The 15,160-nt window shown below is 60.7% G+C and carries 13 protein-coding genes and 2 tRNA genes; 5 read left to right on the forward strand and 10 right to left on the reverse strand.

The genetic code is table 11. The features are described 5' to 3' along the window. Window positions 1-149: 149 nt before the first annotated feature. The 7 genes from pth to AC1DYR_RS18740 all read right to left on the reverse strand — a co-directional run bounded on the left by pth (window position 150) and on the right by AC1DYR_RS18740 (window position 6,416). Window positions 150-764 carry an aminoacyl-tRNA hydrolase gene (gene pth / locus AC1DYR_RS18710; protein ID WP_477706418.1) on the reverse strand — a complete coding sequence of 205 codons (615 nt, stop codon included), beginning with the start codon at window positions 762-764 and terminating at the stop codon, window positions 150-152. A 151-nt stretch (window positions 765-915) separates the two neighbouring features. Next, window positions 916-1,611 carry a 50S ribosomal protein L25/general stress protein Ctc gene (locus AC1DYR_RS18715; RefSeq protein WP_477706419.1) on the reverse strand — a complete coding sequence of 232 codons (696 nt, stop codon included), beginning with the start codon at window positions 1,609-1,611 and terminating at the stop codon, window positions 916-918. 111 nt (window positions 1,612-1,722) lie between these two features. Continuing rightward, complete coding sequence (locus tag AC1DYR_RS18720) at window positions 1,723-2,697, reverse strand: ribose-phosphate pyrophosphokinase (protein WP_477706420.1); 975 nt, start codon at window positions 2,695-2,697, stop codon at window positions 1,723-1,725. Between the two features lie 225 nt (window positions 2,698-2,922). Then, window positions 2,923-2,999: transfer RNA gene (locus tag AC1DYR_RS18725), tRNA-Gln, on the reverse strand. Between the two features lie 87 nt (window positions 3,000-3,086). Next, window positions 3,087-4,022: a 4-(cytidine 5'-diphospho)-2-C-methyl-D-erythritol kinase gene (gene ispE, locus AC1DYR_RS18730; RefSeq protein WP_477706421.1), complete on the reverse strand. Its 936-nt coding sequence runs from the start codon at window positions 4,020-4,022 to the stop codon at window positions 3,087-3,089. A gap of 85 nt (window positions 4,023-4,107) precedes the next feature. Further along, a complete protein-coding gene (locus AC1DYR_RS18735; protein WP_477706422.1) occupies window positions 4,108-4,512 on the reverse strand; it encodes a lipoprotein insertase outer membrane protein LolB in 405 nt (134 codons plus the stop codon). A 131-nt stretch (window positions 4,513-4,643) separates the two neighbouring features. Then, the gene (locus AC1DYR_RS18740; protein ID WP_477706423.1) at window positions 4,644-6,416 is read right to left on the reverse strand and encodes a tetratricopeptide repeat protein; all 1,773 of its coding nucleotides are present in this window, start codon (window positions 6,414-6,416) and stop codon (window positions 4,644-4,646) included. Window positions 6,417-6,534: 118 nt separating this feature from the next. Here AC1DYR_RS18740 and mutM point away from each other — a divergent pair, with 118 nt between their 5' ends. From mutM to mutY, 3 genes are all read left to right on the forward strand, one after another. Beyond that, window positions 6,535-7,350, forward strand: a complete 816-nt coding sequence (gene mutM / locus AC1DYR_RS18745) for a bifunctional DNA-formamidopyrimidine glycosylase/DNA-(apurinic or apyrimidinic site) lyase (protein WP_477706424.1) — start codon at window positions 6,535-6,537, stop codon at window positions 7,348-7,350. A gap of 71 nt (window positions 7,351-7,421) precedes the next feature. Then, the gene (locus AC1DYR_RS18750) at window positions 7,422-9,398 is read left to right on the forward strand and encodes a dynamin family protein (RefSeq protein ID WP_477706425.1); all 1,977 of its coding nucleotides are present in this window, start codon (window positions 7,422-7,424) and stop codon (window positions 9,396-9,398) included. 48 nt (window positions 9,399-9,446) lie between these two features. Continuing rightward, on the forward strand, window positions 9,447-10,532 hold the full coding sequence (gene mutY / locus AC1DYR_RS18755; RefSeq protein WP_477706461.1) for an A/G-specific adenine glycosylase: 1,086 nt from the start codon (window positions 9,447-9,449) through the stop codon (window positions 10,530-10,532). A 54-nt stretch (window positions 10,533-10,586) separates the two neighbouring features. Here the strand turns inward: mutY and rapZ are convergent, their stop codons facing one another. The 3 genes from rapZ to AC1DYR_RS18770 are packed head-to-tail and all read right to left on the reverse strand — an operon-like array spanning window position 10,587 to window position 13,990. Then, window positions 10,587-11,453, reverse strand: a complete 867-nt coding sequence (gene rapZ, locus AC1DYR_RS18760; RefSeq protein ID WP_477706426.1) for an RNase adapter RapZ — start codon at window positions 11,451-11,453, stop codon at window positions 10,587-10,589. Then, complete coding sequence (gene recN / locus AC1DYR_RS18765; RefSeq protein ID WP_477706427.1) at window positions 11,453-13,096, reverse strand: DNA repair protein RecN; 1,644 nt, start codon at window positions 13,094-13,096, stop codon at window positions 11,453-11,455. The genes rapZ and recN overlap by 1 nt, the downstream gene beginning before the upstream one ends. An 18-nt stretch (window positions 13,097-13,114) precedes the next feature. Beyond that, window positions 13,115-13,990 carry an NAD kinase gene (locus AC1DYR_RS18770; protein ID WP_457282187.1) on the reverse strand — a complete coding sequence of 292 codons (876 nt, stop codon included), beginning with the start codon at window positions 13,988-13,990 and terminating at the stop codon, window positions 13,115-13,117. A 49-nt stretch (window positions 13,991-14,039) separates the two neighbouring features. Between AC1DYR_RS18770 and hrcA the strand changes: the two genes are divergently transcribed. Together hrcA and AC1DYR_RS18780 are read left to right on the forward strand one after the other, a co-directional pair. Beyond that, entirely contained in the window at window positions 14,040-15,059 is a 1,020-nt protein-coding gene (hrcA, locus tag AC1DYR_RS18775) for a heat-inducible transcriptional repressor HrcA (protein ID WP_477706428.1), read from the forward strand. A gap of 24 nt (window positions 15,060-15,083) precedes the next feature. Beyond that, window positions 15,084-15,160 (forward strand) — tRNA-Ile (locus AC1DYR_RS18780).

Consider the following 15,160-nt stretch of genomic DNA (forward strand, 5'->3'; position numbering starts at 1 on the left):
ATCGGGGGATGTGGGTTTTCGGGTCTGGACAGGTCCTGGAAGCCGAAATTTAGAGCCAAATTGGCATCAAGCCCAATGAGAACAAGCGCGGGCAGCTATAAAAATAGTAGCGCTCTCCTTCTGTATGGCGCGCCCGGAATCGCGGAATCTTAATCTTCGATATCCACTTTGCGCGGCGGTTTCGGCCGCGGCGGCGTGCTGGTGTGGATCATCATCGTGGCTTTTTCCATCTCGCCCTTGAGCAGTTCAGGCACGGCCTTGATGCAGCGGGCAATGCAGTCTTCAATCGCCACGCGGTGCTCTTGCGAAGGTTTTTTCAGCACCCAGTTGACCACCTCGGACTTCACGCCCGGATGGCCCACGCCGATGCGCAGGCGCCAGTAGTCGGCCGTGCCCAGTTGCGCATGGATGTCGCGCAGGCCGTTGTGGCCGGCGTGGCTGCCGCTGAACTTGAGCTTGACCTGGCCGGGCACGATGTCCATTTCGTCGTGCGCCACCAACACCTCTTCAGGCGCGACCTTGAAGAAGCGTGCCAGGGCCGCCACCGACTTGCCGGAGACATTCATGAAGGTCAGCGGCTTGAGCAGCCAGACGTTCTGGCCGTTGAGGGTGATGCGCGCCACCTGGCCGTGGTAGCTCTTGTCCAGGCTCAGCGGGGCTTTCAGCTCCTGCGAGAGGGCGTCGATAAACCAGAAACCGGCGTTGTGGCGGGTGGCTTCGTATTCGGGGCCGGGGTTGCCCAGGCCGACAAACAATTTGATCATTTGGAGATTTCCATCTGTCCAATTTTAGGGTGCGTGGCCTTGTGTCTTTGCAAGCGGGCGGTTCTGATTAAAGCGCTAACCAAGAAAAACGGCCCTTGTCCTGCAAGAGGACAAGGGCCGTGAGCCTTTTCAGGCCTGTGCGGGAAGCGAATTACTTCTTGGCGGCAGGCTTGGCAGCGTCGGCCTTGGCGCCGGCTTTGGCTTCCTTGGCGGCAGCAGCTTTAGCGGCTTTCGGATCCACCGGTGCGGCTGCTGCAGCGGCTGCTGCGGCATCGGCCTCGGCTTCTTCGGAAACGGCAGACACCGACACCAGAACCGGGTTGTCCTGGCCCTTGGCCACGAACTTCACGCCCTTTGGCAGGGTGATGTCCTTGATGTGCAGTGGCGAACCTTTCTTCAGGTCCTTCAGGTCGACGGCGATGAATTCAGGGATGTCTGCAGGGAAGCAGGACACGGTCAACTCGGTGATCACGTGGTTGACCAGGCAGTTCTCCGTCTTGACGGCTGGAGACTCTTCTTCACCGCTGTAGTGCACCGGCACTTTCACGGTCATCTTGGTCTTGGCTTCCACGCGCTGGAAGTCGATGTGCAGGATCTGCTGTTTGTACGGGTGCATTTGCAGGTCACGCAGCAGAACCTTGTGTTCTTTGCCAGCCAGTTCCATCTGGAGGATGGAAGCATGGAACGCTTCTTTCTTGATGGCGTGGAACAACGCGTTGTGATCGATTTCGATCAGCGTGGGTTCACCGGTGCCACCGTAAACAATACCGGGCGTACGGCCGGTGATGCGGAGACGGCGGCTCGCACCCGTGCCCTGCTTTGCGCGCTCAAAAGCGACGAATTTCATAATCAACTCCAATAAAGAACGGACCGCGACCAGTCTCGTTCTGGTTTAAAAAGCTGCTTTTGCCTCATGACAAACATCACGGGGCGAGGGCAGCTACCTTTTGGCCTCAGATCAGAACAGGTTGTCCTGGTCCGAAAACAAACTCATGACCGACTCTCCCTTGGCGATGCGCTGGATGGTTTCAGCGATCAACGGCGCCACGGAGAGCTGGCGAATCTTTGTGCAACCCACGGCATTGGGGCTCAACGGAATGGTGTTGGTAATCACCACCTCATCGAGTGCGTCGCCCTGGGCGATGCGGTCAATGGCCGGGCCCGAAAAAATCGGGTGCGTGCAATATGCGTAAACTTTCTTGGCACCGCGCTCTTTCAGCACTTCAGCCGCCTTCACCAGCGTACCGGCCGTGTCGATCATGTCGTCCATGATCACGCAGTTGCGGCCTTCGATGTCGCCGATCACGTGCATCACTTCAGACACGTTCGCCTTGGGGCGGCGCTTGTCGATGATGGCCATGTCGCAGCCCAGCTGCTTGGCCAGCGCCCGGGCGCGCACCACGCCGCCCACATCGGGCGACACGACCATCAGGTCGGTGTAATTCTTCTGGCGCAGGTCGCCCAGCAACACCGGCGACGCATAAATGTTGTCGACCGGAATATCAAAAAAGCCCTGGATCTGGTCGGCATGCAGATCCATCGTCAAAACACGCGACACGCCCACTGCCTGCAGCATGTTGGCCACCACCTTGGCTGTGATCGGCACCCGCGCCGAACGTGGGCGGCGGTCTTGCCGGGCATAGCCGAAATACGGAATCACCGCGGCGATGCGCTCGGCCGAAGCCCGTTTCAACGCATCAACCATGATCAGCAGTTCCATCAGGTTGTCGTTGGTCGGTGCGCAGGTCGACTGCACCACAAACACATCACGGGCCCGAACGTTCTGCTGGATCTCGACGGTGACTTCACCGTCCGAAAAGCGGCCGACATGGGCTGCACCCAGTGAAATGCCCAGGTGCTGGGCGATATCGGAGGCCATGCTCGGATTGGCATTGCCGGTGAAAACCATGAAGTCGGGATGGTGCGGTTGCATGTGGGGCCCAGCTGCTACAAGGACTTGAACGTGGCTGAAATTTTTATCGAAGCAAAATACGCACGGGGACAACACGCTGCAACGGGGCTTGGCAGTGAGCGCCGCTTGCCTGTTTCCAAAAACACACAGACCCGCTGATACACATCACGCGGGTCTGTCAGGAGTCACACGGGCCCGCTCCGGGCGGGACCGCAACACCGGGGCTACGGCCCACGGCGAGTAATTTGGCAGGGGTGGAAGGATTCGAACCTGCGAATGCCGGAATCAAAATCCGGTGCCTTAACCAGCTTGGCGACACCCCTACACAGGACAGTTGTTGTTGCCAACAACAGACCTATAAACTTTTCCATTTATGGTCGCTTGAAAGCGCATTTCAAAGAGCGGTTATTTTACCAACCGGCCAGAGGATGCGCCTCCAAATTGCTGCATGTCCGGACTATCCAGTCATCAGGCAAACCTGAAAGATCCGTCAAATCCGTGCCATGCGGCAGTTGCGCAAATACAGCACTTCCGGAGCCGGTCATGCGTCCTTGAAGATGTTTCGTTTTCAGCCAGTCGATCGACTGGCCAATCTGCGGGCACATCTCCTGCGCTACCGGCTGCAAGTCGTTGCGACCGAATCCGAAATCAACCGATCTCAAAGGGCCTTCAGCATTTGCAGCAAAGCCTTGGATTGTAGCAGTTTCTGTGTCGCGTTTGAGCCCCGGCGCGCTGAAAATTCCCGGCGTGGAGACACCAGCAGGGGGCTTAACCACCGCAAAACGGGCAGGCGGCAAGGCCAGCGGCGTGATTTTTTCACCAATGCCTTCCACCCAGGCGTGGCCACCGGACAGGAAAAAAGGGACATCGGCGCCCAGCGACAGGGCGATGGCTTGCAGTGTTGGGGTCGGCAGGCGCACCCCCCAAAGCCGCTGCAGCGCCAGCAGGCAGCTGGCGGCGTCGGATGAACCCCCGCCCATGCCGGCTTGCGAGGGAATTTTTTTTTGCAGGCCGATGTGGACGCCCAGAAGCGTGCCGCAAGCCGCCTGCAGCGCCCTGGCTGCCCGTACACACAAGTCCTCGGCGGGCAGGGCCTGGGATTCGCCGGGGTCGCTCTCGTTGAGTTGCCCAAGGTCTTCCCGGGTGATCCGGCCATCGGAGCGCAGTTCAAAGTGCAGGGTGTCGCACCAGTCGATCAGCATGAACGCGGATTGCAGCAGGTGATAGCCGTCGGGCCTGCGCCCGGTGATGTGCAGGAAAAGGTTCAGTTTGGCGGGTGCCGGCACGTCATACAGGGCCTTGAGCGGCTGCGCGGCATGGGGGGCGGGGGCGGTATGAGTCGTCATGAACTGGGAGCGCCAAAGCAATAACAGGAATCGGAAAGATGAAAAGACGGGAGGCCTTGCGGAAGCCGGGGCATTCACCCCGAAATTATTGGTCAAGGACCACACGCAGGTCGGCCGCGGGTGCCGGCTGCACCCGCCTGGCCGTGATGCGGCCTTCGGCGTAACGGGAAAGGTCTGCAGACCAGCCGCTGACGCTGGCATTGTCGCCCTGCAGCCAGGCAAAGAGCGCGGTCACCGGAACAGCTGCGCCTGTCGCCTGGGCCATTAGCTCATCCACCGAAGAAAACCGCTGGATCTTGCTATTGCCTGAATCGAGTACGGCTTCACCGGGCGACCAGCGGAGCACACCCAGCACGCTGCCCAACGGGCTGATCAGCGAGAGTTCGCCGCGCTCGGGCCGGCCCTTGAGCTCGAAGCTGGCCGAAAAAGACTGCACGGGTTCGCTTTGGACCTGCAGGCTGATACGGCCTGTCCACAACTCGTTTTTCAAGCCATTTATGCCTGTAGCCCTGGGTGGCTGTGCGCAACCAGCTACTAAAAAAGGAGCAATAGCGCAGGCACAGACCAGGCCCAGACGGGTCAGGTGCATACGCAGTGCAGACGGCAGGACGCGGATTCCCGTCACAGCTTTACACGCAGGCGCTTGAGCGTCTCTAGCAGGGTCTCGTTTTCGGGACTCAGCAGCCGGCCTTCTTTCCAGATGGCCACGGCGCGGTCACGCTGGCCCGTGGTCCAGAGCACTTCACCGAAGTGGGCCGCGATTTCCGCGTCGGGTTTGGCCTTGTAAGCGGCTTCAAAGATCTTGATGGCCTCCGAGGTGTTACCCATGCGGAATTCGACCCAGCCCAGGCTGTCCTTGATGAATGGATCGGCGGGCGCATATTCAAGTGCTTTGCGAATCAGATCGCGCGCTTCCGGCAGGCGCACGCTGCGATCCGCAAATGAATAGCCCAGGGCGTTGTAGGCGTGGTGGTAGTCGGGCTTGAGCTGGATGACACGCCGCAGCAGGCGTTCCATTTCATCCATGGCCCCCAGTTTTTCGGCCATCATGGCCTGGTCGTACAGGAGTTCGGTCTCGTCGGGGTTCTTGGCCAGGGCTTGCGCCAGCACATCATGGGCCAGCTGGTACTGCTTGAACTCGCGGAGCAGGCCTACTTCTGCATTCAATTTCAGCCTTGCGTCCGCAGCGTTGCGTTCGGGGAGCTTGCGGATCAGCTGGCGTCCTTCTTCCAGCTTGCCCTGACTGGCCAGGATGGAGGCGCGCCGGGTTTGGGCTTGGGTCAGGTCAGCGGAATCTTCAATCCTGGCCAGCCAGCTTTCTGCTGCCGCATAGTCCTTGCGTTTTTCGGCCAGTTGGGACAACGAGAGATAGGCCTGAGCCAGGCCGCGGGTGCGCTCGCCTTCGGAAGTCTGTTGCTGGGCCAGGGTGACGTAGCGCTCCAGCGAGGTTTGTGCCTGTGCCAGCTGGTTGTCCTGCAATTGCAGGGAACCCAGCACCAGCCAGCCTTCAGGAAGCTCGGGTTTTTCGCGGGTCACCACTTGCAGCTGGGCAGCGGCTTCGGCGTAGCGCTGGGCATCCAGCAGCGCGCGGGCATAGGCCATCCGCACTTCGGGCAGGGCTTTGGCGTTGCCTTCAAAGTATTTGCGGACCAGGTTTTCTGCTTCAGGCTGTTTCGGGTCCATCAGTTCCAGCGCGACCAGGGCCGGGCCTTCGGTGAACGGGCCTGCAGCCTGTGCGCGTCTGGCTGCCGCAAGCGCGCCGTTGCTGTCGCCGGCGGCCAGTCGCATGCGCCCCACCGTGGTCCAGGCGGCGCTGGCGGTGGCAGGGCTGTTCAGGTAGGTGGCCAACGCTTCTTCGGCCACCGTGCTGGCCAGTTTTTTGTCGGGCGCACGCGCGTAAATCCGGGGTACCGCAGTCAGTGCCGCAGCGCGTTCCATTTCCGGAGCGAGCCGGATTTCGGTTTGCAGGGGTTCGGTCGTATCGGCAATCCGGTTCAATGCCACCAGGATCTGCAGGACATAACGGTTTGCGTCCCGCGAGGTGGGCTGCTCTGCCTTCCAGGCCTGGGCTGCCTGCAGTGCGGCATCGCCAGAGCGCGACTGCAGTGCGATGTCCGTGGCGCGCTGGTAAAGCTGCGCGTCGCCTGTCTTTCGGGCGGCGTCCAGCATCAGTGCAAACCCTGCGGCGGGCTCGCCTTCCTGCAGGGTCATTTCACCCACCAGCAGCTGGTAAAAAAGGGCACCATCCAGCTGCGATGATGGAGTCGCTTCCTGTGCGGCTTTGGCCTCGACAAGCGTTGAGGGCGCAGCCAGGAGCGGTTCTTCGGTCTGCGCCAGGACCAGGGGAACAGCCAGCCACAGGCCGCTGATGGCAAGGCCAATTTTTTTCTTCATCGAACCATGATAATTGAAGCTTCCCGGCTGCGCTGCCGCTTTACGCCGTGGCCCTGATCTTCGGCTGGCCCACCGCTGTCTTCTTGCGCCATGCAGCAGCGCCCTTATTTACAAAACCATGCCTGAGCTGCCAGAAGTTGAAGTCACCCGGTTGAGCTTTGCGGACCGTATCGCCGGCGCCGTCATTGAGCGCGTCCAGATGGGCAAGCCCCTGCGCTGGCCGCTGGGCTGCGCGCCCCACAAGCTTGCCGGCCAGAAGGTGCTGGCGGTTCGCCGCCGCGGCAAGTACCTTTTGGTGGATCTGAGCAACGGGCTGCTGCTGATCCACCTCGGAATGTCCGGCAGTGTGGCTTTCGGCGACGGTTTCCCCGCCTTGGGCAAGCACGACCACTTTGAAATGGCCACCAGCCGGGGCACTTTGCGTTTGAACGACCCGCGCCGGTTTGGGGCTGTGGTGTATGCCAGCGATGAAGATGCGCCTGCCGCCCAAAAGCTGCTTGGCCGGCTCGGCGTCGAGCCGCTGACGGACGCTTTTGACTCGGAAAGCTTTCACCAGGCGCTAAAACTGCGGCAAACGGCGATCAAGCAGGTATTGCTGGGCGGGGAGGCCGTGGTTGGTGTCGGCAATATTTATGCGTCGGAAGCCCTGTTCCTGGCCGGAATCCGGCCGACCACCCGGGCAAACCGGATCAGCAAGCCCCGCGCGGCCTTGCTTCACGGGGCGATCCGCCAGGTACTGGCCCAAGCTGTTGCAAAGGGGGGGAGCACCCTGAGGGACTTTTCGAATGCACAGGGTGAATCGGGCTATTTCCAGCTGGAAGCCATGGTTTATGACCGCGCCGGCTTGTCCTGCCGGGTGTGCGCAGCACCCGTGAAGACCCTCCGGCAGGGGCAAAGGTCCACTTTTTACTGTGCGAATTGCCAGAAACCTTGAGTCCGTAGACGCGCCAATGGTTCTTTCGGGTTTGCGATGCTATATTGACCGACACACTTTACGGTAGACCGATGTCTTTTAACGAACAATTTGACCAGCACGGCACGTGGCGGCGCGAATTCGCATTGCGCCTGAAACTGCTTGCAGAGTGGATGAAGGACCATGACCTGCTGGATGCAGCGGTTGAGGAGCGCCTGCAGCGACTCGAGTCACAGGTACGTTCCGACAAGGTCATGGTCGCCTTTGTGGCCGAATTCTCGCGCGGCAAGTCCGAGCTGATCAATGCGATATTTTTCGCCGGTTATGGCCGCCGCATCATGCCGGCGAGCGCTGGCCGTACCACCATGTGCCCGACCGAGCTGGGCTACGACGCGGATGTGCCCCCCTGCCTGCGCCTGCTGCCCATCGAAACGCGCCTGCAGAAACAAGCCCTCATGGAGTGGCGCGCGGTACCCGAAAAATGGACGCGGATCGATCTGGACGTGAATGACCCGGCGCAACTGGCGCAGGCGCTCGAGAAAGTGGCCGAAGTTCGCCATGTCACCCAGGACGAAGCCCGTTCTCTTGGGTTCTGGCATGACAGCAGTCCGGAAGACAACCCGCGCGTAGGCGCTGACGGCCTGATAGAGGTGCCCAAGTGGCGCCATGCACTGATTAATATTGCGCACCCGCTTCTCAAACAGGGCCTGGTCATCCTGGATACGCCGGGTCTCAATGCCATTGGCGCAGAACCCGAATTGACGGTGAGCCTGATCCCCCAGGCCCATGCCGTGGTGTTCATCCTGGCAGCCGATACCGGTGTTACCAAGTCCGACCTCGCCATCTGGCGCGAGCATTTGATCACCGACGGTGACGGCACCGATGCGCGCCTGGTGGTGCTCAACAAGATCGACACCCTTTGGGATGCGTTAAGCACGCCCGAACAAGTACAGGCACAGATCGATAAGCAGCGTGCGACGTCTGCCGAAATCCTGGGCCTGCCCGAATCCCAGGTCATTCCCGTATCGGCCCAAAAAGGGCTGGTGGCCAAGGTCACGCGAGACAAGGCCTTGCTGGAAGCCAGCCACCTGCCGGCCCTCGAGCTGGCATTGGGGCAGGGCGTGATGGGGCAGCGCCAAAAAATCCTGCGTACAGCGGTGTCGGGCGGTATCAGCGAACTCCGGACGGAAGCGGGGCGGGCCATGCACATCCGCCGGCGCGATCTGGCCGAACAGATGATTGAGTTGCGTGGCCTGAGAGGAAAGAACGTTTCGGTCATCAAGCACATGCGCAGCCGCATCGAGCAGGAGCAGGCTGAGTTCGACACCAGTGGCTCGAAGATTCACGCGGTACGTTCTGTCCACCTCAAATTGCTCCGTGACGTATTCAATCTGCTCAGCACTCCGACGCTCAAGGCTGAACTGGCCGAGCTGACGCATGCGCTAAAGCAGCCGGGCATCAAGCTGGGTGTCAAGAAGGCTTATGGCCAGACTTTTTCCCGCCTTCGCGAGGGGCTACAAAAGTCGCAGATCATGAGCAGTGAAATCCAGTCCATGTTGACGGCATCTTTTCGCCAGCTCAATGCCGAGTTCAGCTTTTCGCTGCAGGCGCCAAAAGAGCCCGAACTGATCCGCTATGAACACGACCTGGAGCAAATTGAGCGCAGCCACTTGCAATATCTTGGTGTGGGCAATGTTCTGAAACTTTCGCAGCCGGAATTTTCCGAGCGGCTGGTGCGAGCCCTGGCCACACGCCTGCGGGTGGTCTACGAATCCGCCCTTGGCGAAGTGGAGCTCTGGAACAAGTCGGCGGCATCGCAGCTTGATGCACAGTTGCGCGAGCGGCGGCGCAATTTCGGCCGCAGGCTTGAAGCTATCGAGCGCATCCAGCAAGCGGCGTCTGGTCTGGATGAGCGGATCGCTGAAATCGACATCCAGGAGCGTGTGCTCGATGAGCTGGACAACAAGCTCACGGAACTGACCTCCCATCTCATGGGCTCTTCGGCGCAGGCCAAGACGCCGGATGGCGCCGCTACTGCGGAAAATGCCGCGGTGCCCGAGGCTGCCTGAGCGTTGACGCGGTCGCGATCCACCAAGACCCCTGCGGGGCGGAAATCGATTGCTGTGACGCAAGCGGCCTCATGCCAGTTGCCCGGATTTTCCGGGGAAATTGTGCGCTGGCAGGCTTCGCACGGACGCAACAGCCTTCCCTGGCAGAACACACGTGATCCTTACCGCGTGTGGCTGTCTGAAATCATGTTGCAGCAGACTCAGGTCGCAACGGTTCTGGATTATTACGCGCGATTCCTTTCGCGCTTCCCGACGGTGAGGGAGTTGGCTGCTGCTACGGAGGACGAGGTGCTGGGGTTATGGAGCGGGCTGGGTTATTACAGCCGCGCGCGCAATCTGCACCGCTGCGCTCAGGATGTCATGGCATTGCATGCCGGGCAATTCCCGGAGACGGCCGAGCAGCTCCAGACCCTGCCAGGCATAGGCCGTTCAACCGCCGCGGCCATCGCCTCGTTTTGTTTTGGTGAACGTGTTGCCATTCTGGATGGCAACGTCAAACGGGTGCTCACGCGGGTGCTGGGTTTTTCCGCCGATCTGGCCCAAAGTGCCAATGAGCGTGCGCTATGGGACACGGCTGCAGAGCTGCTGCCTGAGCAGGACCTGCCCGAAACCATGCCGCGCTATACGCAGGGACTGATGGATCTGGGTGCCACGATTTGCGTGGGCCGCCAGCCCCAGTGCCTGTTATGCCCGGTACAAAACCTGTGCCGCGGTTTTGCCGCCGGCGATCCCGGCAAGTATCCCGTGAAGACAAGAAAGCTCAAGCGCAGTGCGCAGGCGCTGAGTCTGTTGTGGGCGCAGAAGCCGGATGGTTCGGTCTGGCTTGAAAAGCGCCCCAGCCGGGGAATCTGGGGTGGGCTTTACTGCCTGCCGGTTTTTGAGAGTGATGAGGCATTGGCTGCGGATTTGCCGGCTTCCTTGCGGGAAAGGCTCGATCCACTGCCAGGTTTTGTCCACGTGCTGACACACAAGGACTTGCACCTGTCGCCGTGGATCGCAGGTTTTCGGGCCGGGCAAACCATGCCCAGGTCTCTGGTTTCGGATGAACGGCCCGGTGCGTGGTTCGGCCCCGCCGAATGGCCGGCATTGGGGCTACCCGCGCCTATACGCAAACTGCTGGAACGGGACGCCTAGGCCGCTGACCGCGGTGCCCGGGGGATGAAGCCCCCGCGCCAGCTTTGTTTGGGGTCAAGTGGCATCAAGCTCGCGGTGCCGCTTCAGCGTTCGCCATTGCTGGCCGAAAGCTGCGGCCAATTCCTCGACAAGGTAGACGGATCGGTGTTGGCCCCCGGTGCAGCCGATGGCCACGGTTACATAACTCCGGTGGTCACGTACCAGCGCATGCAGCCAATGACTGAGAAATTGCTCGATATGACGGAACATGTCACCCACTTCCATATGGGTCTTGAGATAGCTTGCCACGGCCTCATCAAGCCCGGTCAGGTGGCGCAGGCCCGATTCATAGTGAGGGTTGGGCAGCATGCGAACGTCAAACACGTAATCCGCGTCCAGCGGCACACCCCGCTTGAAGGCAAAGGACTCGAACACCAGCGTGAGCTGGGTGCTGGGGGCGGAGATCAACGACTTCACATAGCCTTGCAGCTGGGATGAGCGGATCATGCTGGTGTCGAGCACGTGGGCCTGCTCGCGCATCTCACCCAGCAACTCCCGCTCCAGCTCTATGGCGTCTACCAATGCCCGGTGCTGGTCGGAGGCGTCAATACGCGACAGAGGGTGAAGCCTGCGTGTTTCGGAAAAGCGGCGCACCAGGGTCTCGGTGTTGGCATCCAGGAAGAGGGATTGCACTGCTACGCCGGAAGCGCGCAACTGCCGCAGCTGCTGGGGCACCAGGGGAAGCGAGACTGCGCTTCGCACGTCCATGGCAATGGCAACTTTCTGGGCGCCGTGCTGCTGCTCCAGTGCGACGAAGGGCGTCAGCAATTCCGGCGGAAGGTTGTCCACGCAGTAATAACCGGCGTCTTCCAGCGCATGCAGGGCAACCGATTTTCCGGAACCCGACATGCCGGTGATAAGAACCATTTCCAGTGCTGCCATCACTGTCCCAGCATTTCCTTGGCATGGGCCAGCGTAGTGCCGGAAAGCCGCTCGCCGCCGAGCATGCGGGCGATTTCAGCCACGCGCTGTTCCCCGTTGACATGGTCTACGGTGCTGAGGGTGGTGCCGTTTTCGGCCCGCTTGGCAACGACAAGGTGCTGGTCGGCACAGGCCGCTACCTGGGGCAGATGGGTGACTGCCATGACCTGCCGGTCCTTACCCAGTTGTTTCATCAGCCGTCCGACGGTTTCGGCCACGGCACCCCCCACGCCCGAATCAACCTCATCAAATATGAGCGTTTGCGCCTGTCCCAGCTGGCTGGTGGTGACGGCGATGGCCAGCGCTATGCGCGACAACTCGCCGCCGGAAGCGACCTTGCCCACGGGGCGGGGCGTGCTGCCGGCATGGCCCGCGACCAGGAACTCGGCTTGCTCCAGCCCGTGCTGGGCTGGTTGCTCCAGTTTGTTGAGCGCCACGTCGAATTTTCCGCCCTGCATGCCCAAGCCCTGCATGGCCTGGGTAATGGCCTTGGCGAGTTTGGGTGCAGCTTTGCTGCGCGCCTTCGACACCTGGCCGGCTTCGTCCAGGTAGGCTGACCTTGCCTGGCTTTCTTTTTTTTCAAGTTGAACCAGATCGGCGGCTTCGTCGAGTTTGTGCAGCTCAGCCCGCCAGGAGGCCAGCAATTCGGGCAATTCGGCCGGAGTGCGTTTGTAGCGCCGCGCCAGGCTTACCCACAGTGAGAGGCGCTCGTCGAGTTCGGCCAGCCGTTGGGGTTCCAGTTCGGCGTGCCGTGCGTAGCCGTTGAGCGAATGCACCGCATCTTCCATCTGGGCCAGAGCGCCATTTAACACCTCAAGGATGCCCTTGAACTCGGGTTCGATGTGTTCCTGGCCTTGCAACGATGCAATGGCTCGTCCCAGCAGTGCGGTGGCGTTTTCGTCGGACTCCTGCAATGCGTCTACGGCTATCTGCACCGCGTCGCGCAGAGCCTGCGCGTTGGACAACCGTCCATGCTGGGCATTCAGCTCGTCCCATTCGGTGGCCCCGGGTGCCAGCTTGTCGAGCTCGCCGATTTGCCACGCCAGCCGCTCGCGTTCACGCTGCAGGCTGTCTTGTGCTTCGCGTGCGTCGTTCAACGTTTTCTGGGCGAGCCGCCATTGTTGCCAGAGGCGTGACAACTCGCCGGTAGAGACTTCAGCATAGGAGTCGAGCAAGCCGCGTACCGCGTCGGGGCGGGTCAGACTTTGCCATGCATGCTGGCCGTGGATGTCCACCAGCTGGTCGGCGATGTCCTTGAGCTGGGTGGCTGTTGCAGCGCTGCCATTGATCCAGGCCCGGCTTTTGCCCTGCGCGTCAACTGTGCGCCTGAGCAGCAGGGTTTCGCTGCTGTCGAAGCCGGCTTGTTCCAGCCAGGGGGCCAGGCCGGCGGGGCTGTCAAACTCTGCGCTGATTTCGCAGCGTGCGGCGCCTTCGCGAACCACGCCGGCATCGGCTCGAGCGCCCAGCGCCAGTTGCAGTGCATCAATCAGGATCGATTTACCCGCACCGGTTTCACCGGTGAGCACCGAGAAGCCGCCGGACAAATCCAGCTCAAGCTTGTGGACGATGACGAAGTCGCGAAGCGATATGGTTTTGAGGCTCATAACTTGAATCCTGGCTGGTCAGGCTACGCCTTCATTCCAGTGCAGCTTTCTCCGGAGAGTGTCGAAATAGCTCCAGCCTTTGGGGTGCAGGAAACGCATTTGGTGTTCGGAGCGCCTGACGGTGATGCGGTCGCCATGCAACAGACTGGCCAGAGATTGCATGTCGAAGTTGGCGCTAGCGTCGCGGCCAGAGACGATTTCAATGGTAATTTCGCCCGAGTCCGACAACACAATGGGCCTGTTGGACAAGGTATGCGGTGCAATCGGCGCCAACACCCAGCCGGCAATCGATGGGTGCAGCAAGGGCCCGCCCGCTGAAAGGGCGTAGGCCGTGGAGCCGGTCGGCGAGGCGATGATCAGGCCATCCGCGCGCTGGTTTGCCACAAAGCGACCATCGACCTCCACACGGAGTTCCACCATGCCGGCGGTCGCTCCGCGGTTCACGACAACGTCGTTCATGGCGGTGGCGCTGAAGACGCACCTGCCGTCACGCACGACCTCGGCCTGCATCATCCAGCGTCGATCTTCTTCATACTCGCCACGCAACATGGGAATGAGTGTGTTCTGGTAGTCCTCAAAGGCGATGTCGGTGATGAACCCCAGCCTGCCCTGGTTGATGCCCACCAGGGGGATGCCGAATTGGGCCAGCAGCCGGCCTATACCGAGCATGGTGCCGTCGCCCCCCACGACGAGGGCGAGGTCGCACTGGGCACCTATGCCAGCTGCGTCAAGGGTTGGGAACTGGGTCAGGCCAGTGTTGCTCGCGGTGTCCTGCTCGATCGCCACATCGCAACCCTGGGTGCCCAGGAAGTGTGCGATCTCCTCCAGTGCTGACCGGGAACCTTGCGCGTGGTACTTGCCGATCAATGCGACATGGCGAAATTGCGACTTCATCGGCAAATTACATCACAACATGGCAACCGAAGCTTCGTAGAATGGCACCATGCTTGATGATCGTGCCCGATTACTGCTGAAAGCACTCGTTGAACGCTACATTGCCGATGGACAGCCGGTAGGTTCGCGTACGCTCTCCAAAGCTTCCGGCCTTGAACTGTCTCCGGCCACCATACGCAATGTGATGAGCGACCTCGAGGAGCTTGGCCTGATTGTTAGCCCGCACACCTCGGCAGGGCGTATTCCAACTGCGCGTGGTTACCGGCTTTTTGTCGACACCATGCTGACCACTAAGCGCGACCCGTTCACCGCATCCGGTCAGATCGGAACGCCCCGCCTGGCACCTGATCAGCCTCAAAAAGTGCTCAGCAATGCGGCACACATGCTGTCGAGCCTGTCGCAATTCGTGGGTGTCGTCATGGCGCCACGCCGGACGTCGGTATTTCGCCATATCGAGTTTTTGCGCCTGTCCGAAAAACGCTTTCTTGTGATCATCGTCTCGCCCGACGGCGATGTGCAAAACCGGGTAATCTTCACCGAAGCGGACTACACGCAGTCCCAATTGGTTGAAGCGGCCAATTTCCTCAATTCACACTACGCTGGCATGGCGATCGAAGAGGTGCGGGAGCGCCTGAAGAACGAGGTGGAAGCCCTTCGCGGTGAAATCGCCACGTTGATGCAGGCGGCGGTCAAGGTCAGCTCGGAGGCCATCGAATCGCGCGACGAGGTGGTTATTTCCGGCGAACGCAATCTGCTGGCCGTCAGCGACTTCTCCGGTGATATGGGTAACCTGCGCAAGCTCTTTGATCTCTTCGAGCAAAAGGCGCAGCTGATGCGTCTCCTCGATGTTTCGAGCCGCGCCGAGGGAGTCCGGATTTACATCGGCGGCGAAAGCCAGGTGATTCCGTATCAGGAGCTGTCTGTGGTGACGGCCCCTTATGAAGTCGACGGACAGGTCGTGGGAACCCTGGGCGTGATAGGGCCCATGCGTATGCCTTACGAAAAAATGATCCAGATTGTCGACATCACCTCCAAGCTGGTGAGCACCGCGCTCAGCCATAGCAAGTAGGCCCTTACAATCGATCCCTTGAGTGGGGCGTTAGCTCAGTTGGTTAGAGCAGAGGACTCATAATCCTTTGGTCGAGTGTTCAAGTCACTCACGCCCTACCA

The sequence above is a fragment of the Polaromonas sp. P1_F9 genome, from assembly GCF_056405615.1.